Consider the following 24,629-nt stretch of genomic DNA (forward strand, 5'->3'; position numbering starts at 1 on the left):
AGGTGAACGACAAGCCGGCCCACGACCCGGCGGGGCCTACCCAGGAACTCGTCAGCGATGTCTTCGCGCGGGGCTGCACCTCGCGTGCCGCCTTCGAGGACGTGACCTCGAAGTGGGCCTCGCTCGCGCTGCTCGCCCTCGGCGAGGGCCGGTACCGGTTCAACGCGTTGCGGAGGCGCATCGACGGGGTCAGCGAACGGATGCTCTCGCAGACGCTGCAGACGCTCGAACGCGACGGCATGCTCACCCGCGAGGTGCTCACCGCGATCCCGCCGCGCGTCGAATACTCACTGACGCCCCTCGGCGCCCGCGTCGCCGAACAGTTGCGTGGCCTCGCGGACCTGCTGGAGGCCTCGGTGCCCGAGTTGCAGACGGCCCGCGAGCGCGAGCGGGCCTAACGCACGCCCGCCCGCTCCCGTCGCACCACCGGCCCCGGCCGCCGGGTGCGCTGGATCAACACGACGCACGCCAGCACCACCACCGCCGCCACGATCGAGGTGGGGGTGACGTTCTCGCCGAGCAGCAGCGCCGACCACCCGAGAGTGAGCACCGGCTGCGCGAGCTGGACCTGACCGACCTGCGCGATGCCGCCCCGGGCCAGCCCCGCGTACCAGGCGAAGAAACCCAGGAACATCGAGACGACAGTGAGGTAGCCGAACGCCGACCAGCCGACGGTGTCGGCGTGCGGCCGGTCGGCCAGCGCGGCGACGACAGTAACGGGCACGGTGACGGGCAGCGACAGCAGCAGCGCCCAGCAGATCGTCCGGGCGCCGCCCAGATCGCGGGCCAGCGCGCCGCCCTCGGCGTAGCCCAGGCCGCAGAGCACGATCGCCGCGAGCAGGAACACGTCGGGCAGGGTGATCGTGCCGCGTACCGCGCCGCTGGCGGCGAGGAAGACCAGCACCGCCAGCAGCCCGCCGGCGCTCGCGATCCAGAACAGCGTCGGCGGGCGTTCCCCCGCGCGCAGCACCGCGAAGACGGCGGTCATCGCGGGCAGCGCGGCGATGACGACCGCGCCGTGCGCCGAGGTCTGGGTGAGCAGCGCCAGCGAGGTGAACAACGGGAAGCCGACGACGACGCCCAGGGCCACGACCGCCAGCCGCCGCCACTGGCCGCGCGAGGGCCGTGGCGCGCCCGTGAGACGCAGGTACGCCCAGGCCAGCAGACCCGCGCCGACCGCGCGTCCGAAGGCGACGAACCACGGATCGAGTTGTTCGACGGCCAGGCGGGTCGCCGGCAGGGAGAGGCTGAAGCCGAGCACGCCCAGCGCGCCGAGGGCGAGGCCGCCGGCCCGGCTCGTTGTTACCGTGCTGCCGGCAGTAGCGCTACTATCTTCCTTCATGGAAGACGGTAACGCAGCCGCTCGCGTTATCCAAGATCTGCGGGTGCTGGTGGCCGCCGCGGGTCCGGGCGCCCGACTGCCCTCGGTCCGGGAGTTGACCGCCCGGCACCAGGCCTCACCTGTCACCGTCGCCGAGGCCGTCCGGCGGTTGGTGGCCGAAGGGCTGATCGAGGCGCGGCCCGGCAGAGGCACCTTCGTGGCCGCCGCGCCGGACGTGCGGCGCGTACCCGACCTGTCCTGGCAGACAGTCGCGCTCGGCCCCCGCCCGTCCGGCGAGAGCGAGATGCAGGCACTGCTGGCGCTGCCGCGCGACGGTGCGATCCCGTTGTCCGGCGGCTACCTGGACGCCGACCTTCAGCCGGCCGCCGCGTTGGGCGCCGCCCTCGCCCGCGCCGCCCGCCAGCCCGCCACCTGGCAGCGCGGGCCGGTCGAGGGGCGCGAGGACCTGCGCGCCTGGTTCGCCCGCGAGGCCGGGACCGGGCTGCGGGCCGAGGACATGGTGATCTGCCCCGGTGGGCAGGCCGCGCTGTCCTCGGCGGTGCGGGCGCTCACCGCCCCCGGCGACGCCCTGCTCGTCGAGTCCCCGACCTACCTGGGCGCGCTGGCCGTGGCACGAGCCGCCGGACTCCGGGTGGTGCCCGTGCCGGCGGACGCCGACGGGGTACGCCCCGACCACCTCGCCGCCGCGTTCGCCCGCACCGGCGCGCGGCTCTTCTACTCCCAGCCGCTGCACGCCAACCCGCACGGCGCGACGCTCGCGGCTGACCGCCGGGCCCGGGTCGCCGACGCGGTACGCGACGCCGGCGCCTTCCTGATCGAGGACGACTACGCCCGCGACCTCACCATCGACGGTCCGGCCCCACCGCCGCTGGCCGCCGACGACCCCGACGGCCACGTCATCTACCTGCGTTCGTTGACCAAGTCGACAGCGCCCGGGCTGCGCGTCGCGGCGATCGGCGCCCGCGGGCCGGCCGGTGCCCGGTTGCGTGCGGCACGGCTGCTCGACGACTTCTTCGTGGCAGGTCCACTGCAACAGGCGGCGTTGGAGTTCCTCACCTCCCCGGCGTGGTCGCGGCACCGTCGGATTCTCGCCACGTCGCTCCGGACGCGCCGCGAGGCGTTGGTGGCCGCGCTGCGGCGACACCTGCCCAGCCTCTGCCCGCAGTCGGTCCCGCGTGGCGGCCTGCACCTGTGGATCCGCCTGCCCGACGGCGTCGACGACGTGGCGGTGGCCGCCGCCGCTGCCGCCGAGGGCGTCGTCGTCTTTCCGGGTCGCCCCTGGTACGCGGCCGAACCCCCGGCGCCGCACCTGCGCCTCACCTACGCCGCCGCCGCGCCCGACCTCATGGACGAGGCCGTCCGCCGCCTCGCCCGGGCTCTGCGCGCGGAACGGGCACCTGTCTAGTTGGTGTCCTGCGCGCAGATCGTGGTCATCTCGGCCAGGTAGCTCGCGAGCGTGGGCAGGCCGGCCTCGGCGCGGCGTCGTTCGACATCGGCCTCGTCCCTGATCGGGGTGGCCGGGACGGGGCCGCCGGGTCCACATCGGATCTGCGTCCCGTACTCCTGCGGCTCGCCCCTGCCTGTCGCGACCCGGTCGTGGAGGTAGGCGAGGTTGCCCGGCGACGCCTGGCCGGCGGCGACGGCCGCGCGTAACAGGTCCAGCGCCTCCTGCTGGAACGCGGGATCCAGGTCGGAATGTTGGGCGATGGCCCACGCGGCGTTGCCGCCGTCCTCGCCGACCAGGGCGAAGGTCGGCCAGCCGTGGGCCCGGACGATGTCCTTGAGCCGGGCGGTGCGCGCCTGGTCGGACTCGGCCTGCGGGCTGCCCTCGCGGTCGGCCTGGTCGCGTTCCAGCATCGCGATCAACTCGTCGTGCAGCGCCTTGTCGAAGGCGGCAGGGGAGGCTGACGCGCTGGACGGGGCCGGGGGAGTGGTAGGTGTGGTGCCACCCGTCGGTGTGCCGGCCGGTTCGGGCGCGGTGTCGCACGCGGCGAGGACCAGCAGGCCCACAAGCGTCACCGCGACCCGCGAGGGGAGCTTCACGGGGCCGATTGTCGCCGGTGCGGGGCGGTGTCACAAGGCGGGTGCCGGGGCCGTCTCAGGCGCGGAGCGTCTCGCGGGGCGGTACGCCGTAGCTGGCGTGGTACCGGGCGGTGAACCTGCTGTGGCTGGCGAACCCCCACCGGCTGGCGATCGCCGACACGGTCTCCCGTCGAGGGTCGGCCCGGACCAGGTCGTGGTGGGCGCGGTCGAGGCGGATCCCGCGCAGGTACGCCATCGGGGTGGTGCCGAGGTGGCGGCGGAACGCGAGTTGCACGGCCCGCAGGGAGACGGCGGCGGCGCCGGCGATGTCTGCCGCGCTGATGTCCCGGTCGGCGTTCTCCTCCATGAAGGCGGTGGCGCGGCGCAGGGTGGCCGTGCTGGCGTCGCGGCGGTCCGCGGCTGTCTCGTCGGTGAAGGCCGTGTTGGGAAAGATCGCCAGCGCCGCCGCGGCGAGCATCCGCGCGGCGTTGCCGACCACCAGCGGCTGGACCCGGGCGCTCGGGTTGCTCAGGACGACGTCGCTGATGTAGCTGGTGGTCTTTCGCCACTGCCGGGCGAGGAGCGCGTTTGCGGCGCCCAGGTCGGTGAACCGGATCCGGCCGGGCCGCCGGCCCGGCGCGGCGGTCGCCACCTGCGTCAGCACCGCGAGGTCCAGGACGCAGAGCTCCACCAGACCAGGCTGCCAGTGCAGGCTGAACCGCCGGCCGGGCCGGGTGGTGAGAAAGACGTCGCCCGGACCGAACCGGTGGTTGGATCCCTCGCACGCGCGGTCGATGAGGGCGGTGCGGCTACGGCAGACGACCAACCCGTCGATGTCGTCGACCTCGATGTCGAGATGCGCGGTCTGGCCGGTGGCGGCGAGGGCGAACGGCCCGGTGTCGACGCGTTGGTGAACGAGGTGGTATCCGGTCTCCTCGGCGCGGATGCGCAGGTCCGTGCCGTACGTGCTGGCCAGGAAACGGTGGATGGCCGCCGGGTCGCGGCTGTCGAATCCTCGGGTCTGCACTGATGACGTCATCCGCTGTCTCCGTCCGGGGAAGGACCCGCCGGTGGCCCACCGGGGCCGGCGGTGTGGTCGGGACGTGTCCGGGCGCACGGGCCGGTGGATCCCGGCAGGGTGCTGACCCGGCGGTTCGGCGGTGGTAGCGGTCGAGCGTTGTCGGAGTGGACTGGCCGTTAAGTAATCCCAACTATTCGCATATCCATTGATGGGAATTCCACCATACGACAGCCAGTAGTGTGCCGCTCGGTTTTGCGCCGTCCGTGAGTCCACTTCGCTTTCCGGCTACCGCGCGGGCAATCCTGCGCCCGCTGTCCTAGTCGCCCCGCCCGCTGCGGCGAAAATCTTGTTCATGATCTCCCGGGCGCCGCACCGGTTCCCGGGAACGCTGCCGGAATTCCGGCCAACAGGTGGGGGTAGACGTTGGACAAACATGATCCGGACCGCGTCGTCCGACTGGCGGTGGCCGAGGCGTTGGCGCGGGTGGCGGACGAGGACAGCCTGGGACTGGGCGAGGGCGACGCCCTGGAGAACCTGGGAGTCGCGCTGCGCGAGGTGCTGCGCCGCGCTCTGGACGACCGGGTGCCACTGACCACACCCGAGTTCGTCGACCTGTGCCGCGACCTGCGGCTGAACCGGGACTCCTTCGACCTGCTCGGGCACTACCTGCTCACCGCGTTGCTGGCCCACCACGTGGGACCCGACGCCCTGATCCGCGTCGGGGTGCTCCTGGGCACCGTCCGGCGCTATCTGCCCGCGCCCCGGCCACCCGCGCACCGCAACGCCGGCCCCGCTCCCCGGCGACGGGACGTGCGCGCCGACAACAGTGTCGTGGGCCGGTACCAGCGACCGAAGCTGCCCGAACACCTTCCCAACCCGCCGAGCTGGACCTGCACGGGCTGCGGTCGGGAGTGGCCCTGCGCCACCAAGCAGAGTCAACTGCTCGCCGAGTTCGGTGGGGCGCGCGCCTCCCTCGCCGTCTACCTCGGCTCCTGTCTCGTCGCCGCAGCCGAGGATCTGCCGACCCTGCCACTGCCCCGGGCGCGGCTCCGGTTCCTGGGCTGGCTGCCCCGCGCCCGGATCTGACAACGACTCGCCGCCGCGGCACTAGGCAAGGGGGACATCGATGCGATGGAATGTGATCCACGCGTCGCACCCCGGGAGGACACCGATGTCGACCGCCCGTACCCGCGCCCGGGTCGCCAACATCCTGGCCGGCCTGCTGGTCGCGGCGCTGTTCGCCGCTCCCACCGCTCCCGCGGCCGCCGACCCGACCACCCGGCACCGGCAGTCCCCGCCGCACGTCGTCGGCACCGAGACGGTCCCCGTCTACTCCTACGCCGACGCCATCCGCGAGAGCGTCTGGGTCGAGACACGGGCCGACAGCGACGGCGACGGCGTCCGGGACCGGGTGGCCGTGGACGTCGTCCGACCGCGCGAGGCGGCCGCCGCCGGGGTCCGGGTACCGGTCATCATGGACGCGTCGCCCTACTACCTCTGCTGCGGTCGGGGCAACGAGAGCGAACGCAAGACGTACGACGCGGCAGGCGTGATCGCCAAGGCTCCGCTGTTCTACGACAACTACTTCGTCCCGCGCGGGTACGCGTTCGTCGCCGCCGACCTGGCCGGCACCGCCCGCTCCACCGGCTGCCAGGACGTCGGCGGCCCGGCCGAGGTGGGCAGCGCCACCGCAGTGGTGGACTGGCTCAACGGGCGCGCCCGCGCGTACGCCGCCGACGGGCGACAGGTCAGCGCCGCCTGGAGCACCGGACGGGTCGGCATGATCGGCAAGTCGTGGGACGGCTCGGTCGCCAACGGGGTCGCCGCCACAGGCGTGCCGGGGCTGGCCACGATCGTGCCGATCTCGGCGATCTCCAGCTGGTACGACTACATGCGCTACAACGGTGTCCTGCGCGCCGCCGACTACCCCGGCTACCTGCACTCGTACGTCAACGGGCGCGGCGAGCAGGCGTGCGCCGACGTCCTGGCCCGACTGCGCTCGGACAGCGCGGAGGAGACCGGCGACCGCAACGGGTTCTGGGCGCAGCGCGACTACCGGCCCTCGGCCGGGCGGGTACGGGCCAGCGTGTTCGTGGCGCACGGCGTGAACGACCTGAACGTCACGACCAACCAGTTCGCCCGCTGGTGGCAGGAGTTGGCCGAGCAGGGCGTGCCCCGCAAGCTCTGGCTCTACCAGGCCGGCCACGAGGACCCGTTCGACGTCCGGCGCGGCACCTGGGTGGACACGCTGCACCGCTGGTTCGACTACTGGTTGCAGGGGCTGCGCAACGGCGTGATGGCCGAGCCCCGGGTCGACCTGGAGACCGCTCCGGGCACCTGGACGACCCAGCGGGACTGGCCCGCCCCCGGCACCCGGGACGTGCGGGTCGCCCTCGGCGTCGGCGATGGCGTGACCGGGACGCTCGGCGGGCGCGGCGCGCGGCCGGGTCTGGAGCGGGCGTACGTCGACGAGTCGCTGTCCGAGGACGCACTGGTGGCCGAGCCGAACAGCGCAGCCTCCGGCCGACTGGTGTTCCTCTCCGGCGCGCTCACCGCGCCCCTGCGAATCTCCGGCAGCCCGTCGGTGCGGCTGCGGATCCGGGTGGACCGCCCGACCACCGAGCTGACCGCCCGGCTCGTCGACTACGGCACCGCCGAGCGGATCCGCTACGACAGCTCCGAGGGTGTGCGGACGCTGACCACCGAGTCCTGCTGGGGAGCGTCCACGGCCGCTGACGACGCCTGCTACCGGGACACCGAGGAGATCACCGCGGTCACCGACCACGCCGTGCTGACCCGGGGATGGCTCGACGCCGCGCACCACCGCTCGCTGCGGTTCACCACCCCGCTGCGCCCGGACCGGTGGTACACGGTGACGGTGCCGTTGAACGCGTACGACGCGGTGGTGCCGGCCGGGCACGTGCTCGGCCTGGTGCTCGGTCAGAGCGACCCGGACTTCACCGAGACCGACGACCGCGACGCCACCGTCCGGGTCGACCTGGGTCGCAGCGAGTTGGTCCTTCCGGTCACCGGCCGGGCCGGGCTGCCCAGCGTCGCCGTCGCGCCGTCGGTGGTCACCGCGCCGGCCGAGCGGTCGTCGGCCCGGACGGCGCCGGACAACCGGCAGGTGCCCTGAATCAGTTCATCGTGGCCCCGCGCCACGTACAACACCTGTTCATCACCCTCTCCGAGGCTTCTTGATCGAAAGAGCATCCGCTTGATCGAGGAGAGGCTCTCAGGTGAGAGACAAGCATTCCGAACAGGCCGAGCACGTGCAGCTGTCGCGGCGCAAGCTGGTCAAGTACGCAGGCGTCGGCGCGACGCTTGCCGCGGCCAGCCCGCTTGTGGGGGCCGGCGCGGCGTGGGCCGACGAGGAGCGGCGGCCGGCCGACGACACGAGCGACAGGGGCGCCGCGAAGAACCGGTCGTGGCGTGCGGGCGACCACCACGTCCACTCCGAGTACAGCGGCGAGTTCGACACGACGAAGAGCCCGATCGTCTTCCACAAGGGCGCGGACGCCGTCTACCCGATCGTCACCAACGCCATCATGGCCAAGAACTTCGGCCTGACCTGGGCCATGTGCACCGACCACGGTGGACCGACGCATTCCAAGGTGAACATCGAGCAGGCGTACCCCGACCTGCTGCGCTCGCGCAAGCTGGTCCCCGAGGTGCTCCAGTTCTGGGGCATGGAGTTCGACGCGCCGTCGCTCGACCACCACACGCTGATGATCCCGCGCCACGACGACGAGGCTAAGCAGCTCTTCGAGCTGGAGAGCCGGTTCGCCAAGTACGACGCGTTCCCCACCGACCCGGCCCGCGACACCGAGGCCAGGATGGTGGAGTTCCTCAAGGTCGCGCGGGGGATGCCGCACAAGCCGCTCGTGATCGCCCACCACGCGTCCCGCTCCGCGCCCGGCCTCGGCGTCTACGGCCAGGACACGCCACGCGAGTTCCGCAACGGCAACAACGCCGCGCCGGACGTCTACATCGGCTTCGAGGGGGCTCCCGGGCACCAGGCGGGTCCGCTCAACGGGGGCAAGCGGGGCGGGTACGGCAACCACCCCACCTACGGCGGCTTCGACCAGATGACCGCGCGGGTCGGTGGTCTCTGGGATTCGCTGCTCGGTGAGGGCCGCCGCTGGTGGATCACCGCGACGTCGGACTCGCACGTGCACTGGACGCGCGGCGGCTCGGACTTCTGGCCGGGGGAGTACAGCAAGACCTACGTGCACGCCCGTCAGGACTACGGCGACATCATGGACGGCCTGCGCAACGGCCGGATCTGGGTGACCACAGGTGACCTGATCCGCGGCCTCGACGTGACAGCCAGGTCGCAGGGGAAGACGGCCGAGGTGGGCGAGACCATTACCCTCAGCCGCCGCGGCCGCACCGACGTCGAGATCGAGATCCGGTTCCGCCCGCTGGGTGGCGTGAACGCCAACGGGGACCGCCCCGAGGTCCGCCGGGTCGACCTGATCGTCGGTCAGATCACCGGGCCGAGCGCCAACCCGGACGCCGACACCAACCCCACCACAAGCGTGGTGGCCCGGTTCGGCCCGCGCGACTGGCGTCGACAGGGCGACGAGTACGTCATCAGGCACACCCTGCGCAACGTCGAGGCCGACACGTACGCGCGGGTGCGCGGCACCAGCACCGACGAGGCCGAGCCGCTCGCCGACGGGCTGGAGAGCCCGTGGGACGACCTGTGGTTCTACTCGAACCCGGTCTTCGTGCACGTGCGCTGACCGACGGGCACGGCGGGTCCGCCGAAGCCGCTCGACGCACCACTGTCGGGCGGCGCCGGCGGGCCCGTACCGTATCCGGCTCCGCCGGCGGTGGTCAGGAGGCGTTGGGGCGACGTCCGGCCCGGCGCCCGCCGGCCGGCAGCTCGGCCGGGCCGGGCTCGGGCCGCACCTGCTCGACCACCTCGCAGAGGTTCCGCAGCGGGTCGGTCGCCTGGGTCGAGCAGGCGACGCGTTGCAGCAGGGCCCGCAGCGTCGCCGACTCGGCAGGCGTGAGCGCCCCCAGCAGGTGTGCCTCGACCTGTCGCAGCGCCCGCCGTCGCTGCTCCCAGGCCGCCCGGCCGGTGTCGGTGACGTCCACCAGCCGGCTGCGTCGGTCGGCCGGGTCCGCCCGTCGGGCGACGAACCCGGGCCGCTCCAGGTCGTCGATCAGGTATGTGAGCACCGTGCGGTCGATGCCCAGTTCCTCGGCGATCGCGCCCTGGTTGCGGGCCGGGCCGTTGGCGGCGGCGGTGAGCACCTGGTAGCCGCGCGGGCCACCGGGGAAGTCGGCCAGGGCGTGTTCGGCCGCCTTGACGTGGCCCCGGAACACGATCCCGAGCATCCAGCCCAGGTCGTCGTCGAGCGGATCGGGCCGGTCCGGCCGGTCGGTGGCACCCGTCATAGGACGACAATAGCGCAGCACGGCATACCTTGTTGGCAGCAGATGTTCTGTCTGACATAAGGTTGTGCGCATGACGCATTGCGCGGAACGGGAGGCTCGCAGATGAGCGACTACGGCCACGAGCTGATCTTCGGCTCGTTCACCACGCCCGGCAACGACGATCCGGACCGCACCGTCGGTCTCGCCGTCCTGGCCGAGCAGGTCGGGCTCGACCTCGTGACCTTCCAGGACCACCCGTACCAGCCACGGTTCCTCGACACCTGGACGCTGCTGAGCTTCGTGGCGGCCCGCACCGACCGGGTGCAGCTGTCGGCGAACGTCACGAACCTGCCGCTGCGCCCACCTGCGGTGCTCGCCCGCAGCGTCGCCAGCCTCGACCTGCTCACCGACGGCCGGGTCGCGCTGGGTCTCGGCGCGGGCGCGTTCTGGGACGCCATCGAGGCGATGGGCGGTCGACGGCTGACCGCCGGGGAGGGCGTCCGGGCGCTGGAGGAGGCCATCGAGGTCATCCGACAGATCTGGGACGCCGAGGCGCGCGGCGGCGTCCGGGTGGACGGCGAGTTCCACCGGGTGGTCGGTGCCAAGCGCGGCCCGGCCCCGGCCCACGCGGTGCCGATCTGGCTGGGCGCGTACAAGCCGCGCATGCTGGCGCTCACCGGGCGTCGGGCCGACGGCTGGCTGCCCTCGCTGGGCTACCTCCAGCCCGGTGACCTGGTCAAGGGCAACGCCATCATCGACGACGCCGCGCGCGAGGCGGGCCGCTCGCCCCGGGACGTGCGCCGGCTGCTCAACATCTCCGGCACGTTCTCGACGGTCGGGCGCGGGCAGCTGAACGGCCCCGCCGAGCAGTGGGCGCGGGAGCTGGCCGAGCTGGCGCTGGGCGACGGCGTCGGCACCTTCATCCTCGCCAGCGACGACCCCGACGACCTGCGCCGGTTCGCCGGCGAGGTGGCGCCCGCCGTCCGCGAGCTGGTGACCACCGAGCGCGAGCGGGGCGACGCGCCCGCCGCGGTGCCGCCGGTGGCCGTCGCGCCCGCGGCGCCCCCGGCGCGGGCGAGGGTGACCGCCGGCGCCTTCGCCGTGGTGCCGACCCCCGACGACGGCCGGCGTCTCAGTGACCGCCAGGTGTGGGACGAGTCGGCCCGCCCGACCGGACCGGCGCCCGATCCGACGCGCACCTACACGGCGCACGAGCAGGCGAACGGCCAGCACCTGGTGCAGGTGCACGACGGGCTGCGGGGCGAGCTGGCCCAGATCCACGACCTCATCGAGCAGGTCGCGGCCGGTGAGATCGACGCCGGCACCGCCCGTTCCCACATCAACACGATGACCATGCGGCAGAACCGGTGGACGCTCGGCGCGTACTGCGAGTCGTACTGCCGCATCGTCACCACCCACCACACCATCGAGGACCAGGCGCTCTTCCCGCGCCTGCGGCAGGCCGATCCCCGGCTGCGTCCGGTCATCGACCGGCTGGAGCAGGAGCACCACGTCATCCACGACGTGCTGGAGGGGGTCGATCGCGCCCTGGTGGCGTACGTCGGAGCGCCGGACGGCCTGGCCGAGCTGCGCGCCGCGGTGAACCTGCTGACCGACACCCTGCTGTCGCACCTGAGCTACGAGGAGCGCGAGCTGGTCGAGCCGTTGGCGCGGTTGGGGGTGAGCTGACCGCCCCGGGGGGTTGCCCCGGATAACGTGAGAGACTACTTTCGAAACATGTCTCTCAAGAACCCGTACGGGGATTTCGAGATCACCGAGCCGCAGGCGCTGCGGGCGCTCGCCCATCCGGTGCGGCTCGCCATCCTCGACCGGCTCCAGCGGCACGGCCCGGCCACCGCCACCGGGCTCTCACCGCACGTCGGCGCCACCCCGTCGGTGGTCAGCTGGCACCTGCGGCACCTCGCCACGTTCGGCCTGGTCACCGACGCCGAGGGCACCGCCAGCAAGCGGGAACGCTGGTGGCAGGCAGCCGCCCGGGGCTTCCGCTTCAGCCTGCCCGACGACGCCGAGGGGCAGGCCGCCGGCCGGCAGCTGCGCGGCGAGATGTTCGCCAGGTACGCGGACACCCCGCAGCAGTGGCTGCTGCACGAGGAGCCCCGGCTGGACGCCGAGTGGCGAGGGCTGGCCGGGGTCGCCGACACCCGGTTCGTCGCCACACCCGACGAGCTGCGGGAGCTGGAGAACGCCATCGAGGAGCTGCTCGCCCCGTACGTGCGGCGCAAGGACGACGAGACGCCACCGGACGGCGCACGGATCGTGCGGATGCTGCGCTACCTGCTGCCCGAGACCGGCGACGACAGGTCCGCGTCATGACCACCGTCGACACCGCGCCCCCGCCCGCCCTGCACCGCGACAGGCGGTTCCGCACCTTCTGGATCGGCGAGACGGTCTCGCAGTTCGGCGACCGGATCAGCGAACTGGCCCTGCCGCTGATCGCCGTCTCCCTGCTCACCGCGACGCCCCTTCAGGTGAGTGTCCTCACCGCGTTGATCTGGCTGCCCAACCTGCTGGGCCTGTTCCTGGGCGCGTGGGTGGACCAGCGCACCCACAAACGGCGGCTCCTGATCATCGCGGACCTGATCCGCGCGGCCGTGCTGTTCAGCCTGCCGGTGGCCTACCTGTTCGGCGCGCTCACCCTCACCCACCTCTACCTGGTGGCGCTGCTCACCGGTGCCGGGGCGGTGCTGTTCGCCCTGGGACGCCAGGCGTTCTTCGTCGCCCTGGTGCCCCGGTCGGCGTACGTGGACGCGAACAGCAAGCTGAGCATGAGCCGGTCGCTGTCCTTCATCGCCGGGCCGGCGGTCGGCGGTGGGCTGGTCCAGGCGCTCGGCGCGCCGGTGGCGATCGTCGTCGACGCGGTGTCATTCCTCGGCTCGGCGCTGCTGCTGCGCCGCATCCCGGTGACCGAGTCGCCCCCGCCGCCGCGCAGGACGTCCACTCTCGGCATGGTCCGCGAAGGGCTGGTGATGGTGCTGCGCGACCCGGTGCTGCGCGCCGCGCTCGGCTGCACCAGCACTGTCAACTTCTTCACCTTCATCGCCTCGGCCCTGCTGGTGCTGTACGCGAGCCGTGACCTCGACCTGTCGGCCGGCGCCATCGGCCTGGCCTTCGCAGCCGGGGCACCCGGCGGGCTGGTGGGCGCGGCGCTGGCCCCCCGCATCGCACGGGCCATCGGGCTGGGCCGTACCACGATGATCGGCGTGGTGCTGTTCTCCGCGCCGCTGGCGCTGACCGCCCTGATCACCGGCCCCACCTGGTCGAAGATCACCATGCTGGCGGCCATCGAGCTGGTTTCCAGCTTCGGTGTGATGCTGATGGACATCAACCTCAACGCGCTGCTGACCGCGGTCACGCCCGACGACGCCCGCGGCCGCCGAGCCGGTGCGTACAGCGCCGTCAACTACGGCGTCCGGCCGCTGGGGGCGCTGGTCGGCGGCGCGCTGGGCACCGCCGTCGGGCTGCGGCCGGCCCTTGTCGTCGCCGGGCTGGGCGGCACCCTCGCCGTGCTCTGGCTGCTCGCCTCGCCGGTACGCCGCATCGCCAGCATCGACGAGGCGACGGAATGACCGCCGGTCAGCCGGCCGCCGCCAGCAGCAACCGCGCCAGCTCGGTCGGCTGGGAGAACATCGGCCAGTGGCCGGTGTCCATCGTGACCAGACGCCACCGCTCGCTGGTCAGCAGGCCGGCGACTGTGTCGTTGGGCTCCGGGCCGTCGAGCAGACACTTGACGTACGTCGCCGGCAGCTCGCCGAGCGGCCGGTCGAGCACGGCCGGCTCGGTGAGCGACGCCCCCGGGTGCGGGGTGGCGCCCCCGATGAGCCGGGCGACCTGCTCGTCGGTGAGCCCCTGGCCGTCGAACTCGGCCGCGCCCGGCGGCGGCCAGTATCCGCCGTTGTCGGCGACCAGCGCCTCGAACACCTCCCGGCCCTGCCACCAGCCGGACGCGAACGACCTGCCGTCGACAGGCACCTCCGCGTCGACGAAGACCACCCGGGTCAGCCGGTCGCCGATCCGCTCGGCGGCCTGCCCCACCGGGATGCCCGAGTAGCTGTGCCCGACCAGCACCACATCGCGCAGGTCGCGTCGCTCGATCTCACCGACGACGTCCCGCACGTGGGTCTGCTGCCCGGCGGGCGCGTCCCGCCTCTCGGCCAGACCGGAGAGGGTCAGCGGATGGACACCGTGCCCGGCCGCGCGCAGCGGCGGCACCACCTCGTCCCACGCCCACGAACCCAGCCACGCCCCTGCCACCAGAACGAATTCAGCCATGGCGGGGACCCTAGCGTCGACCTGTGACAGCCCGACGGTTCAGGACCAGGTGCGGGACTGCGCCGCGAAGACCCCCGGTGGGCTCTCCACAGGCAGCACGCACAGCAGGTGGCCACCGGGCGCCCGCAGGATCCGGCATTCCAGCCACCGCGTCACCTCGGTCGCGCCCAGACCGATCAGCCGGGCGGTCTCGGCCGCCACGTCGTCGGTCTCGATGTCGAGGTGGTAGCGCGGCGCGTCGTCGACCGCCTGAACGGCGGTGACCAGCCCCGGCAGGGCTTCGTGCAGACCGACGAACTGTGGCTCCTCGGGATGGGTGCGGGTGGGCACACCCAGGGCAGCGGACCAGAACTCCGCCGCCCGGGCCGCCTCCGCCTCCGGCGCGTCGATGAGCAACGCGTACACACGGCTTCGATGCATGCGAGGCAGGATATCGACGACTCCGCCGGCCCGCCCGCCCCGTCGCTCAGCAGTGGTCCAGCGGCGGTGGGCCGACGTCGACAGGCAACCGGTAGATCCGGACCGGATAGTCGACTGCCGCGTGCCCACCGTTGAGCCCTGCGGTCAGGTGCAGTTGGGCCGCCGGCATCCACAGGTGCCCGTCGGCGTCGAGCCACATCGCGTCCACCCAGCACAGACGGGGGTCGTCGACGAGCGTACGGACGTCGCCGTCGGGCGCCAGGGCGAGGATGCGCCGTCGCTCCACGTCGCTGACGTAGATCGTGCCGTCGGCGTCGATCGCCGTACCGCCGGTGCTGGGCGTGTCGCACCACCGCTGCACCCGGCGGGCCAACTCGTCGGCGGAGACAGTCGGGTCGTTAAGCCATCGGATGCCGATCCGGGACATGCCGCCGGATGCCGGTTGGTAGTACAGCCACCGCCCGTCCGGCGACACCTCCAGCTGGTCGGCGTGGACGCGCACCTCGGCACCGGTGGGATCGCGCAAAGCCCGGCCGTCGGCGACAAGCGTGCCGCCCACCGTGCTCGGATGCCCGTCCAACACCCGCCGGCACCGACCCGAGTCGAGGTCCAGCACGATGAGACCTGGCGCACCCGCGTCGGTCAGGTACGCGGTGCCGCCGTGGAACCGGACGTCGTCCACGTAGCTGTCGGGGCGTACCGCCTCGTCGAGACGGTGGATCCGCTCCACCCGGTCGCCGTCCACGTCGACCACGATCAGCCGTGCGCCACCGGGCACCTGCCGCCCGCCGATCTGCGGCGCCCCCGAGTCGACGATCCACAGCTTGCCGTCCGGCCCGGCACGCAGGCCGTTCACGTGGACGAACGCGCCGTCCGCCGACTGGCCCACCCGGTTCCACGCGGCGTCCGGGTACGGCCGGCGACGGCCGTCCGGCAGCGCCTCGGCCACCTGCACCCCCGGCCCGTCCGCCGACGGGTAGCTCAGGAACACCCGACCCCGCAGGGTGGTCACCCCCGTGCACACCCGGTCCTCGGCGCGCACCGACGTCAACCGAGGATCCTCCTCGGTGCGAAGCAGGGACACCGGTCCGCTCCTCATCCACTCGGCGGCGTGTCGGCTCGGCGGCCGACGGGACCGACCACCATCGGCGCGGTATCCCCGAGCCGGAACCCGCGAAACGCCCGCCGGTCTCACACCGGGCGGTCGACCAGGGCGGCGAGCCGTTTGGGTGCCAGCACGCAGTAGCTCTCGGTGAGCAGCTCGCCGACCTCGTCCCAGTCGGTGTCGTCGGACAGGACCATGCCCATCACGTCCCGGCCCCAGTCCGGCTTGTAGAAGGGGTGCCCACAGCCCAGGAGGCCGGCGATCTCGTCGAGTGGCGACCGGAAGACCAGCAGGCAGGCCGGCCGGTCGAGCGCGGCGGCGCGCGCGTGCACCGCCTGCCGGGCCGGGTCGACGGTGAGCACGTGGGCGAAGGTCCGTCTGCGGATGCGCCAGCGGACGCCCACCCAGGCCGGCTCCTCGTACGTCTCCGGCAGCCCACGGCAGATCGGACGCAGCCGGTCGAGGATCTCGGGGTCGACGTCTCCGGGCGCGCTCACGGGCAGGACCCTAGTGAACGGGTACGACACGTCTCCGAGTCGCCGGCTGTGGTGTGCGCCCGGTCGATCCGCCAGTATGGGCCGGGGCGACGTCGGGCCGTCGTCCGCGCCGACCCGCCCCGTGCCCGCTGAGGAGTACCGTGTCGTCCACCCTGCTCTCCCGCCGTGACCTGGACTTCCTGCTGTACGACTGGCTGCGGGTGGCCCACCTCGTCGAGCGTCCCCGCTACGCCGAGCACTCCCGGGAGACGTTCGACGACGCGCTGGACCTCGCCGAGCGGGTGGCCACCGAGCAGTTCGCCCCGCACAACCGAGCGGCCGACCTCACCGAGCCCACCTTCGACGGGCAGCGGGTGCGGCTCATCCCGCAGATCCGGGCGGCACTGGACAGCTTCGCCGAGACCGGCCTGCTCACCGCCGGGCTGGACGAGTCGGTCGGCGGCCTGCAACTGCCGCACGCCGTCGCCGCCGCCTGCTTCGCCTGGTTCCAGGCCGCCAACGTGGCCACCTCCGCGTACCCGATGCTCACCCTCGGCAACGCCAACCTGCTGCTGACGTACGGCAGCGCCGACCAGGTGGACACCTACGTACGGCCCATGCTGGACGGCAGGTTCTTCGGCACCATGTGCCTGTCCGAGCCGCACGCGGGCAGCTCGCTCGCCGACATCACCACCCGTGCCGAGCCGCAGGACGACGGCACCTACCGGCTCTTCGGCACCAAGATGTGGATCTCCGGCGGTGACCACGAGCTGGCCGAGAACATCGTCCACCTGGTGCTGGCCCGGATCCCCGGCGGGCCGCCCGGAGTCAAGGGCATCTCGCTGTTCATCGTGCCCAAGGTGCTGGTCCGCGCGGACGGGTCGCTCGGCGAGCGCAACGACGTCGTGCTGGCCGGGCTCAACCACAAGATGGGCTTCCGGGGCACCACCAACACCCTGCTGAGCTTCGGCGACGGCCGGCACACCCCCGACGGCCGGCCCGGGGCCGTGGGCCACCTCGTCGGCGCCCCGCACCAGGGGCTGGCACAGATGTTCCACATGATGAACGAGGCACGCATCGGCGTGGGGGCCGGCGCGACAGCCCTGGGCTACACCGGCTACCTCAAGAGCCTCGCGTACGCCCGGGAACGGCCGCAGGGCCGGCCGGTCGGCGCCAAGGACCCGGCCGCGCCGCAGGTGCCGATCATCGACCACCCCGACGTACGACGGATGCTGCTGGCACAGAAGAGCTACGTGGAGGGGGCCCTCGCGCTGGTGCTCTACTGCGCGCGGCTGCTCGACGAGGAGAAGACCGCCCCGGCGGACGCCGACCGTGAGCGGGCGCACCTGCTGCTGGAGGTGCTCACCCCGATCACCAAGAGTTGGCCGTCGCAGTGGTGTCTGGCCGCCAACGACCTGGCGATCCAGGTGCTCGGCGGCGCCGGCTACACCCGCGACCACGACGTGGAGCAGCACTACCGGGACAACCGGCTCAACCCGATCCACGAGGGCACCCACGGCATCCAGGCGCTGGACCTGCTCGGCCGCAAGATGACCATGCGTGACGGCGCGGGTCTGTCGCTGCTGACCGAGAAGATCGGGGACACCGTGGCCCGGGGCCGCAAGGCCGGAGGGGAGGCCGCCGACCTGGCCGACCGGCTCGCCGACGCGGTGGACCGGGTGGTAGCGGTGACGCGTCGACTCTGGGCCGACGGTGACCCGGTGCTCGCGCTGGCCAACGCCAGCGTCTACCTGGAGGCCGTCGGGCACGTGGTGGTGGCGTGGATGTGGTTGGAGCAGGTGCTGACGCTGCCGCCGGCGGACGCGGGCGACGCGTTCCACGCCGGCAAGCGGCAGGCCGCCCGCTACTTCCTCACCGTCGAGCTGCCCCGCACCTGCCCGCAGTTCGACCTGCTGGACGGCCGGGACCGCACTGTCCTGGACATGCGTACGGAGTGGTTCTGAGCCCGACCCCCGCGCCGTCAGCGCCGGCGGGTCTGGTGCTGCTGCATCGCCTGCCGTCCCTTGACGACCGCCAGCACGATCACCACGACGAGCGCGATCAGCCCGATGATGACCAGCCAGCGAACCGCTTCGAGGACCAGCCCGAGCAGGATCAGCACACCGGCGACGACGCCGACGACCCAGAGCATGGCACGCATCTCGACCTCCCGTGACGGGTCGCCGCGCGACGCGGCGACCCCGGGCTCAACCTTCCCGCCCCCGCCGACCCCAAACCCGGCCCGCCCCCACATCGCGATCTTGCACTTTCTGTGGCGACGAACATGACCTACGCCCGCATAGCGACAACAGAATCTGCAAGATCGACGGGGTGGGGGCGGGTCAGGGCTGGGCCACGTACACGGTGTTGGCGGACTGGCCGCCCGTGAGGGGGTTGGCGAACGGCACGACGTGCGCCTGCGTGGTGCCGAACACCTCGCCGAGGGTCGCGGTGAACGCGTCGTCGGGTGGGTCGTCCGACCACAGCGCGAAGACCCCCTCCGGGCGCAGGAGCGCGGCCAACCGGCGCAGGCCCTGCGGCGTGTAGAAGTCGGCGTGGCTGGGGTGCAGCACGTTGCGTGGTGAGTGGTCGACGTCGAGCAGGACGGCGTCGAACCGTCGCCCGGGCTCGTCGGCGTCGAAGCCGGTGCCTCCGGCGACCGCCGCGAAGAAGTCGGCCTGGGCGAAGCGGGTTCGCGGGTCCTCCGCGAGCCCCGCGGTGAACGGCAGCAGCCCGCGCCGGTGCCAGTCGATGACATCCTCGATCGCCTCGACCACCAGCAGCGACCGGACTCTCGGGTCGTCAAGCGCGGCCTTGGCCGTGTAACCGAGACCGAGGCCGCCGACCACCACGTCCAGGGCGTCGCCGGTCAGCGCGGCGAGGCCCAGCCGGGCCAGCTCGATCTCCGCGACCGGGAAGAGGCTGGACATCAGGTACTCGTCGTCGAGCTTGACCTCGTACACCTCGACCTGCAGTGCCGGGTCGAGACGCCGACGCAGGCTGATCTCGCCGATCGGAGTCTCCCGCCAGGCCAGCTCCTCGAAACGCGCGCCCACGGTGCCCTCTCGCCGCCGGATTCGTCCCCGCATGGTATCCGTCGGGGCCGCGCCGGCCACGCAGGGTCCACGGGACATCGACGCACCGCATATCCTGTGCCCGGCCGATCCAGTGGGAAGGGACCTCATGCCGTCGCGGCAGGACCAGCTGCACTCCTACCAGTTCAGCGTCCAGCGGGCGGTCGCCGCCCTGGTCATGCGGGAGACCGACCCCGCGCAGTCGCCGTTTCGACGGCTGGCGGGCGCCGGCCTGGCCAGCGTCCTGGTCGCGGCGATCGGCCTGGGCGGCTCGGCGCTGTACGGTCTGTTCGCCGGCGGTGGCAAGGGGTGGCGGGACCCGGGCGCGGTCATCGTCGAGAAGGAGTCCGGCGCCCGGTTCGTCTACCGCGAGCAGAAGCTGCATCCGGTGCTCAACTACGCCTCGGCGTTGCTGATCGTCGGCGCGGACACCTCGAAGACAGTGCTCGTCTCGCGGCGTTCGATCGACGGCGTGCCGCGCGGTCTGCCGCTGGGCATCGCCGACGCACCCGACTCGCTGCCCGCCGCGGGCCGCCTGGCCACGACGGGGTGGACTGTCTGCTCGGCGGTCCCGGCCGGTGCGGACGGCGAGAGGCCCCGCTCCGCGCTGCTGATCGGTGCCGAGCCCGGCGGCGGGCGGCCGCTTGGCGACGACGCGCTGCTGCTGCGCCACCCCGACGGTGGGCTGCACCTGGTCTGGCACCAGCGGCGCTATCTGGTCCGCGACGCCAACCGGGTGCTGGCGGCCCTGGCCACCACCCGTACCCGCGCGGTGCCGGTGGCGCCCGCCCTGCTCAACGCCCTGCCCGCCGGCGTCGACCTGGCACCGCTCGACCTGCCCGAACTGGGCCGGCCCAGCACCGGTGTGCCGGGCGCCAGCGTCGGCCAGGTCTACCTCGTGCGCAATTCCGGCGGCGGTCGGCAGTACGCGGTGGCGCTCGACGCCGGGTTGGCGGGGATCACCGAGTTGCAGGCCGGCCTGCTGCTGGCCACCACCGCCCAGGGTGAGCCGGCGCCCATGACGCTCGGGCAGTTCGCCGCGCTGCCCACGGTGCCCGACCTGACCCCGAGCGGCCCGACGGCCCCACCACCTGTCCCGCCCCGGCTCGCCGCGGCCGACGGCGCGGGCCTCTGCACGCGCGTCGGCGACGACGGCGGGGTGGGCGAGGTGCGCTGGGGCGTACCGCTGCCGGACCTGGCGGCCGTTCCACGGACCGCGCCGACCGGCGGCGCGGTCCTGGCCGACCACGTGGTGGTGGAGCCGGGCCGTGGCGCGGTCGTCGAGGCCGCGGCGGCGCCCGGTGCGACCGGCGGCACGGTGTCCGTGGTCACCGACCTGGGCCGGCGGTACGTGGTGGCCGACCGCGGTGTCCTCGCGATGCTCGGCTACCGCGACGTGCGTCCGGTACGGCTGCCGGCCGGCCTGGTGAGCCTGGTGCCGGCCGGCGCGACCCTGGACCCGGCGGCCGCGCGGGCCGTCGCCGCCCCCGGCTGAGGCGGGGCGGGCGGGGTCAGTCGGCCGGGCGGCGCAGGACGCTCACCGCGAAGTCCGCGTCGTCGCGCCACGGCCGCAGGTCCCAGGTGGCGAAGCGGTGTTCCAGGCGCAGGCCGGCGGCGACCGCGTCGGCGTCGAACGCGGTAAGCGGATAGCCGCGTTCGGTGCCGAAGCCGACCGCCAGGACGCCGTCCGGGCGCAGGTGCCCGGCCAGTCGGCGCAGCACCTCCGGCTCGGTACCGACGGCGACGAACGCGAGGACGTTGCCGGCGAGTACGGCGGCGTCGAACGGCTCGGCCTCGCCCAGCGCCGGCAGGTCCAGCTCGGCCAGGTCGGCGACGAGCCAGTGCGGGCCGGGGTAATCGGCGCGGGCGGCCTGCACGAGCGCGGGGTCGGCGTCCACGCCGACGACTGTGTGCCCGCGCTGGGCCAGCGCGGCGCCGACCCGGCCGGTGCCGCTGCCGGCGTCGAGGATGCGCGACCCGGGTGCGACGAGAGCGTCCACCAGACGGGCCTCGCCGGCCAGGTCCGCGCCCTCGGCGGCGAGCTTGCGGAACCGGTCGATGTACCACTGCGAGTGCTCGGGACCGGTGTCGGTCGCCCAGCGGGTCGGGTTGGCCATACGGTCACGGTAGCCGGGCCGGCGGGGGCGCGGTGGGCGGCCCGGGGAGCCGGCCCGGCTACCGGTGCGTCGGTCAGCCCTTCTCCGCGCCGCTGGTCAGCCCCTCGGTGAGCAGCCGTTCGCTGGCGAAGAAGAGGATCACGATGGGCAGGGTGAGGACGACCGATCCGGCCATCAGCACCGTCTTGGGCACCTCCACCCCGTCGGCGAGCAGGGAGAGCCCCAGGGACACCGTCCACCTGTCGGGTTTGTCGACAAGGAACAGCAGGGCGAAGAGGAACTCGTTCCAGGCGATCATGAAGTCGTACAGCGCGACCGCCATGATCGACGGCATGGCCAGGGGCAGGCTGACCCGGCGGATGATGCCGAGCCGACCGGCCCCGTCGATGGCTGCGGACTCCTCCAGACTGACCGGGATGGTCTCGAAGTAGTTCTTCAGCATGTAGACCGAGACCGGCAGGGTCTGCGAGATGTAGACCAGGACCAGCCCGAACAGCGAACCGCGCAGCCCGGCCCGGGTGAAGACCACGAACAGCGGGATCGCGATGACTATCGACGGGAACAGGTAGACCGCCAGGAACAGGAAGTCCACCTGCCGCCGGCCGAAGAACCGCAGCCGGGCCACCGCGTACGCGCCGGGGATCGCCACCACGAGGGTGAGCGCCGTCGCCGCGACGGCCACCAGGCCGCTGTTGCGGATGAAGGTGAGGAACCCCTGGCCGCCGTCGGCGGTGGCCTTGAGCACCTCGGCGTACGTGGCGACGGTCAGCTCACCGAAGCCGACCACAAGCGCCCCGGGGTCGAGCAGCAGCCGCTCGATGGGACGCACCGACAGGACCAGCATGTAGTAGAACGGAAAGACGGTGACCACCAGGAACATGGCGATCACCAGGCGGCGCAGCCAGCGCAGGCTCACCGTCTCGACGGCGTCGCGGTCCATCAGCCCACCCTCCGTCCGAAGAAGCGCAGATAGATCAGCACGAACACGATGAGGACGACGGCCAGGACGACCGCCTGCGCGGCGGCGGCGCCGATGTCGGTACGCGCGGTGAGGAAGTCGTACACCCGGACGCTCACCACCTCGGTGCCGGCCGAACCGCCGGTGAGCAGGTAGACGTCGTCGAACTTGTTGAACGTCATGATGAAGCGCAGCACCCCCAGCAGGGCGATCACCGGGAGCAGCTGCGGCAGCAGGATGTGCCGGAACCGCTGGGTGGGTGTGGCGCCGTCGACCCGGGCGGCCTCCTCCAACTCACCGGGCACCGCCTGGAGCCGGGCCAGCAGGAACAGGAACGCGAACGGGAAGTACCGCCACGCCTCGAAGGCGATCACCGTGGCCAGGGCTGTCGACTCCTGGGTGAGGAACGGCACCGGGGCGTCCCAGCCGAGCAGCCGTTGACCCCAGTGGTTGACGATGCCGAGCTGCGGGTCGAGCATCACCTGCCAGACGAAGGTGACCGCGACCACCGGCGCCACGTACGGCAGCAGCATGGACGCCCGGACCAGTGTGCGGCCCCGGAACGGCCGGCGGACGACCAGGGCGGCGACGAGGCCGAGCACTATCGACCCGACGGTGCCGCCGATGCTGTAGATCAGCGTGACCCACAGCGTGTCGGCGAAGCCGGGGGTGTGCAGCACCCGGTCGATGTTGTCCATGGTGAACTCGCCGAACAGGCCGGTCTTGCGCAGTGTGGCGAGCCGGACCCGCTGGAAGGCGAGCACCACTGTCCACACGATCGGGATGCCGATGACCGCGATGGTGACGAGCAGGGTGGGTGCGACGAGCGCGAGCCCGGCACGGGATTCGCGGCGGCGCAGGGTCAGTGGTCGGCGCCGTGGGGGCTCCGGCCGCTCCCGGGTGGGGGAGCGGCCGGGGCCGGGCGCGGTGGTGGTCAATTGACGCCCGACTTGATGGCATCGACGTCCTTCTTGGCCCGTCCGGCGGTGGCCGCCGGATCGGACTTGCCGGCGATGAGGTCGCCCAGCACCTTGGGCACCGGCAGTTCGCCGAGCATGGCGCCGACCAGCTTGCCCTGGCCCTGGGTGAGCCCCCACCGCCCGAAGGTGTCCGGGCTGCGGCGCAGGGTGGCCAGCACCTCGTCGCCGTACACGTCGGCGAGGGGCTTCTTGGCGTCCACGCCGGCCTGGCTGGTGTTCCAGGCGGTCAGGTACGCCTCCGGCTCGGCAGGGGTGCCCTTGCGCACCGGGAAACGGCCCTCGGGGGACATGCCGAACCAGCGCGGGTAGCCGTCGCTGAGCATGTACTCCACGAAGGACTTCGCCGGGTCGGCCACCGCGCCGTCCAGTACGGCCCACGAGCTGATCTCGCCGTACTGGGCCGGTTCGGTGCCGTTCGGCCCCTTGATCGCGGTGACGAACCCGCTGTTCTTCGCCAGGAACGTCGGGTCGGCCTGGCACTGCGGGCAGGTCGGCTTGGCGTCGCTGCGCAGCCCGGCCAGCTCGTCGAGGATGAACGGCGACCAGATCACCATTGCCGCCTTGCCGGCGAAGTAGGTGGCCCGGGTGGTGTCCACGTCCTGCGCGCCCTTGATCGAGCTGGTGCGGATCAGGTCGCCGTAGAAGCGGAACGCCTCGACGCACTGGGGTGAGTCCAGGGTGACCTTGCCGGAGTCGTCGGTGAGCTGACAGCCGTTGGCAAGTGCCAGGTGCTCGAAGGTCTGCTGGGTGAACACGTCGCTGGGGGCGGTGGCCGCGGTGATCCCGGCGACGCCGCCGGTGTTCAGTTTCGCCGCCGCGTCGGTGATCCGTTCGTACGTGTCGGGGGCGGGCAGGCCGGCGGCGGCGAACAGGTCCTTTCGGTAGACGAGCAACTGCCCCCACCCGTCGCTGGGTACGGCGAGCTGTGTGCCGTCGTCGGAGGTGAGCTCCAGCGCCCGGGGGGAGAACGTCTGCCGGCCCAGCTTGTCGACGACCTCCGCGTTCGCCGAGGCGTGCAGCAGCTCGTTGCCGGCGAGGGTGCGGATGCCGGCCAGGGAGACCGAGCCGACGACGTCGGGCAGGTCGCCGGCGGCCGCGTTTGCGGCGATCAGGGAGGGGAACTGGTCCTCGTTGACGGTGACCAGGTCGACCTGGATGCCGGTCTTGGCGGTGAAGTCGGCGATGATCGCCTTGGTGGCGGTGACGCGGTCGGCGACGTCCTCCAGGCTCCAGACGGTGATCTTTTTGCTGTTGCTGTCCGGTTCGTCGTCTCCGCAGGCCAGCAGGGTGGACGCGGTCAGTGCCATGATCAGGGTGGTGGCGAGTATCCGCCTCGGAGGTGCTGACATCGGTGGCACTCCTCTCGAAGGGTACATACGGGATCCAACACCTTCGATAGATCAATGACAAGACATATAGCGATTTTTTGCTATCCT

Annotated in this window: 24 protein-coding genes; 10 read left to right on the plus strand and 14 right to left on the minus strand. The window is 72.6% G+C overall.

Annotation, left to right across the window (positions count from 1 at the left end; all coding sequences use genetic code 11):
• Nucleotides 1-2 precede the first annotated feature (2 nt).
• On the plus strand, nt 3-398 hold the full coding sequence (locus ACZ6N8_RS27130) for a winged helix-turn-helix transcriptional regulator (RefSeq protein ID WP_364376581.1): 396 nt from the start codon (nt 3-5) through the stop codon (nt 396-398).
• On the opposite strand, the gene ACZ6N8_RS27135 is transcribed toward ACZ6N8_RS27130, so the two are convergent.
• Nucleotides 395-1,342 carry a DMT family transporter gene (locus ACZ6N8_RS27135; protein ID WP_466013366.1) on the minus strand — a complete coding sequence of 316 codons (948 nt, stop codon included), beginning with the start codon at nt 1,340-1,342 and terminating at the stop codon, nt 395-397. The genes ACZ6N8_RS27130 and ACZ6N8_RS27135 overlap by 4 nt on opposite strands.
• Between ACZ6N8_RS27135 and ACZ6N8_RS27140 the strand changes: the two genes are divergently transcribed.
• The gene (locus tag ACZ6N8_RS27140; RefSeq protein ID WP_466013368.1) at nt 1,341-2,747 is read left to right on the plus strand and encodes an aminotransferase-like domain-containing protein; all 1,407 of its coding nucleotides are present in this window, start codon (nt 1,341-1,343) and stop codon (nt 2,745-2,747) included. The two genes, ACZ6N8_RS27135 and ACZ6N8_RS27140, sit on opposite strands and share 2 nt — an antisense overlap.
• Here the strand turns inward: ACZ6N8_RS27140 and ACZ6N8_RS27145 are convergent.
• Together ACZ6N8_RS27145 and ACZ6N8_RS27150 are read right to left on the minus strand one after the other, a co-directional pair.
• Nucleotides 2,744-3,385 carry a DUF6624 domain-containing protein gene (locus ACZ6N8_RS27145; RefSeq protein WP_466013370.1) on the minus strand — a complete coding sequence of 214 codons (642 nt, stop codon included), beginning with the start codon at nt 3,383-3,385 and terminating at the stop codon, nt 2,744-2,746. The two genes, ACZ6N8_RS27140 and ACZ6N8_RS27145, sit on opposite strands and share 4 nt — an antisense overlap.
• Nucleotides 3,386-3,440: 55 nt before the next feature.
• Complete coding sequence (locus ACZ6N8_RS27150; RefSeq protein WP_466013372.1) at nt 3,441-4,403, minus strand: helix-turn-helix transcriptional regulator; 963 nt, start codon at nt 4,401-4,403, stop codon at nt 3,441-3,443.
• 405 nt (nt 4,404-4,808) lie between these two features.
• Between ACZ6N8_RS27150 and ACZ6N8_RS27155 the strand changes: the two genes are divergently transcribed.
• The 3 genes from ACZ6N8_RS27155 to ACZ6N8_RS27165 all read left to right on the plus strand — a co-directional run bounded on the left by ACZ6N8_RS27155 (nt 4,809) and on the right by ACZ6N8_RS27165 (nt 9,133).
• Complete coding sequence (locus ACZ6N8_RS27155; protein WP_466013374.1) at nt 4,809-5,471, plus strand: hypothetical protein; 663 nt, start codon at nt 4,809-4,811, stop codon at nt 5,469-5,471.
• A gap of 85 nt (nt 5,472-5,556) precedes the next feature.
• Nucleotides 5,557-7,521 (plus strand): Xaa-Pro dipeptidyl-peptidase, encoded by a 1,965-nt coding sequence (locus ACZ6N8_RS27160; protein ID WP_466013376.1) that lies wholly within the window; start codon nt 5,557-5,559, stop codon nt 7,519-7,521.
• A gap of 103 nt (nt 7,522-7,624) precedes the next feature.
• Complete coding sequence (locus ACZ6N8_RS27165; RefSeq protein WP_466013378.1) at nt 7,625-9,133, plus strand: phosphoesterase; 1,509 nt, start codon at nt 7,625-7,627, stop codon at nt 9,131-9,133.
• Nucleotides 9,134-9,227: 94 nt separating this feature from the next.
• On the opposite strand, the gene ACZ6N8_RS27170 is transcribed toward ACZ6N8_RS27165, so the two are convergent.
• Entirely contained in the window at nt 9,228-9,794 is a 567-nt protein-coding gene (locus ACZ6N8_RS27170) for a MarR family winged helix-turn-helix transcriptional regulator (protein WP_466013380.1), read from the minus strand.
• 102 nt (nt 9,795-9,896) lie between these two features.
• Here ACZ6N8_RS27170 and ACZ6N8_RS27175 point away from each other — a divergent pair, with 102 nt between their 5' ends.
• The 3 genes from ACZ6N8_RS27175 to ACZ6N8_RS27185 are packed head-to-tail and all read left to right on the plus strand — an operon-like array spanning nt 9,897 to nt 13,360.
• Nucleotides 9,897-11,462 carry an LLM class flavin-dependent oxidoreductase gene (locus ACZ6N8_RS27175; RefSeq protein ID WP_466013382.1) on the plus strand — a complete coding sequence of 522 codons (1,566 nt, stop codon included), beginning with the start codon at nt 9,897-9,899 and terminating at the stop codon, nt 11,460-11,462.
• Nucleotides 11,463-11,510: 48 nt separating this feature from the next.
• A complete protein-coding gene (locus ACZ6N8_RS27180) occupies nt 11,511-12,107 on the plus strand; it encodes an ArsR/SmtB family transcription factor (protein ID WP_466013384.1) in 597 nt (198 codons plus the stop codon).
• Nucleotides 12,104-13,360, plus strand: coding sequence for an MFS transporter (locus ACZ6N8_RS27185; protein WP_466013386.1), 1,257 nt, complete (start codon nt 12,104-12,106; stop codon nt 13,358-13,360). The genes ACZ6N8_RS27180 and ACZ6N8_RS27185 overlap by 4 nt, the downstream gene beginning before the upstream one ends.
• Before the next feature lie 7 nt (nt 13,361-13,367).
• On the opposite strand, the gene ACZ6N8_RS27190 is transcribed toward ACZ6N8_RS27185, so the two are convergent.
• The 4 genes from ACZ6N8_RS27190 to ACZ6N8_RS27205 all read right to left on the minus strand — a co-directional run bounded on the left by ACZ6N8_RS27190 (nt 13,368) and on the right by ACZ6N8_RS27205 (nt 16,085).
• Nucleotides 13,368-14,063, minus strand: coding sequence for an alpha/beta fold hydrolase (locus ACZ6N8_RS27190; RefSeq protein ID WP_466013387.1), 696 nt, complete (start codon nt 14,061-14,063; stop codon nt 13,368-13,370).
• 39 nt (nt 14,064-14,102) lie between these two features.
• The gene (locus tag ACZ6N8_RS27195; protein WP_466013389.1) at nt 14,103-14,483 is read right to left on the minus strand and encodes a VOC family protein; all 381 of its coding nucleotides are present in this window, start codon (nt 14,481-14,483) and stop codon (nt 14,103-14,105) included.
• A 46-nt stretch (nt 14,484-14,529) separates the two neighbouring features.
• Nucleotides 14,530-15,567 carry an SMP-30/gluconolactonase/LRE family protein gene (locus ACZ6N8_RS27200; RefSeq protein WP_466013391.1) on the minus strand — a complete coding sequence of 346 codons (1,038 nt, stop codon included), beginning with the start codon at nt 15,565-15,567 and terminating at the stop codon, nt 14,530-14,532.
• A gap of 107 nt (nt 15,568-15,674) precedes the next feature.
• Complete coding sequence (locus ACZ6N8_RS27205; RefSeq protein ID WP_387121562.1) at nt 15,675-16,085, minus strand: MmcQ/YjbR family DNA-binding protein; 411 nt, start codon at nt 16,083-16,085, stop codon at nt 15,675-15,677.
• Nucleotides 16,086-16,225: 140 nt separating this feature from the next.
• Between ACZ6N8_RS27205 and ACZ6N8_RS27210 the strand changes: the two genes are divergently transcribed.
• A complete protein-coding gene (locus tag ACZ6N8_RS27210; RefSeq protein WP_466013393.1) occupies nt 16,226-18,028 on the plus strand; it encodes an acyl-CoA dehydrogenase in 1,803 nt (600 codons plus the stop codon).
• A gap of 17 nt (nt 18,029-18,045) precedes the next feature.
• On the opposite strand, the gene ACZ6N8_RS27215 is transcribed toward ACZ6N8_RS27210, so the two are convergent.
• Both ACZ6N8_RS27215 and ACZ6N8_RS27220 read right to left on the minus strand, forming a co-directional pair.
• Nucleotides 18,046-18,225: a hypothetical protein gene (locus ACZ6N8_RS27215; RefSeq protein ID WP_466013395.1), complete on the minus strand. Its 180-nt coding sequence runs from the start codon at nt 18,223-18,225 to the stop codon at nt 18,046-18,048.
• Between the two features lie 181 nt (nt 18,226-18,406).
• Complete coding sequence (locus ACZ6N8_RS27220) at nt 18,407-19,120, minus strand: polyamine aminopropyltransferase (RefSeq protein WP_466013396.1); 714 nt, start codon at nt 19,118-19,120, stop codon at nt 18,407-18,409.
• A gap of 127 nt (nt 19,121-19,247) precedes the next feature.
• On the opposite strand from ACZ6N8_RS27220, the gene eccB reads away from it, so the two are divergent.
• The gene (eccB, locus tag ACZ6N8_RS27225) at nt 19,248-20,633 is read left to right on the plus strand and encodes a type VII secretion protein EccB (RefSeq protein ID WP_466013398.1); all 1,386 of its coding nucleotides are present in this window, start codon (nt 19,248-19,250) and stop codon (nt 20,631-20,633) included.
• 16 nt (nt 20,634-20,649) lie between these two features.
• Here the strand turns inward: eccB and ACZ6N8_RS27230 are convergent, their stop codons facing one another.
• The 4 genes from ACZ6N8_RS27230 to ACZ6N8_RS27245 all read right to left on the minus strand — a co-directional run bounded on the left by ACZ6N8_RS27230 (nt 20,650) and on the right by ACZ6N8_RS27245 (nt 24,542).
• Nucleotides 20,650-21,255: a class I SAM-dependent methyltransferase gene (locus tag ACZ6N8_RS27230; RefSeq protein ID WP_377600346.1), complete on the minus strand. Its 606-nt coding sequence runs from the start codon at nt 21,253-21,255 to the stop codon at nt 20,650-20,652.
• 73 nt (nt 21,256-21,328) lie between these two features.
• A complete protein-coding gene (locus ACZ6N8_RS27235) occupies nt 21,329-22,195 on the minus strand; it encodes a carbohydrate ABC transporter permease (protein ID WP_466013400.1) in 867 nt (288 codons plus the stop codon).
• The gene (locus ACZ6N8_RS27240) at nt 22,195-23,151 is read right to left on the minus strand and encodes a carbohydrate ABC transporter permease (protein ID WP_466013402.1); all 957 of its coding nucleotides are present in this window, start codon (nt 23,149-23,151) and stop codon (nt 22,195-22,197) included. Before ACZ6N8_RS27240 ends, ACZ6N8_RS27235 begins: the two co-directional genes overlap by 1 nt.
• The gene (locus ACZ6N8_RS27245; RefSeq protein WP_466013404.1) at nt 23,148-24,542 is read right to left on the minus strand and encodes an ABC transporter substrate-binding protein; all 1,395 of its coding nucleotides are present in this window, start codon (nt 24,540-24,542) and stop codon (nt 23,148-23,150) included. The genes ACZ6N8_RS27240 and ACZ6N8_RS27245 overlap by 4 nt, the downstream gene beginning before the upstream one ends.
• Nucleotides 24,543-24,629 lie beyond the last annotated feature (87 nt).

This window comes from Micromonospora sp. NPDC047521, assembly GCF_055587305.1.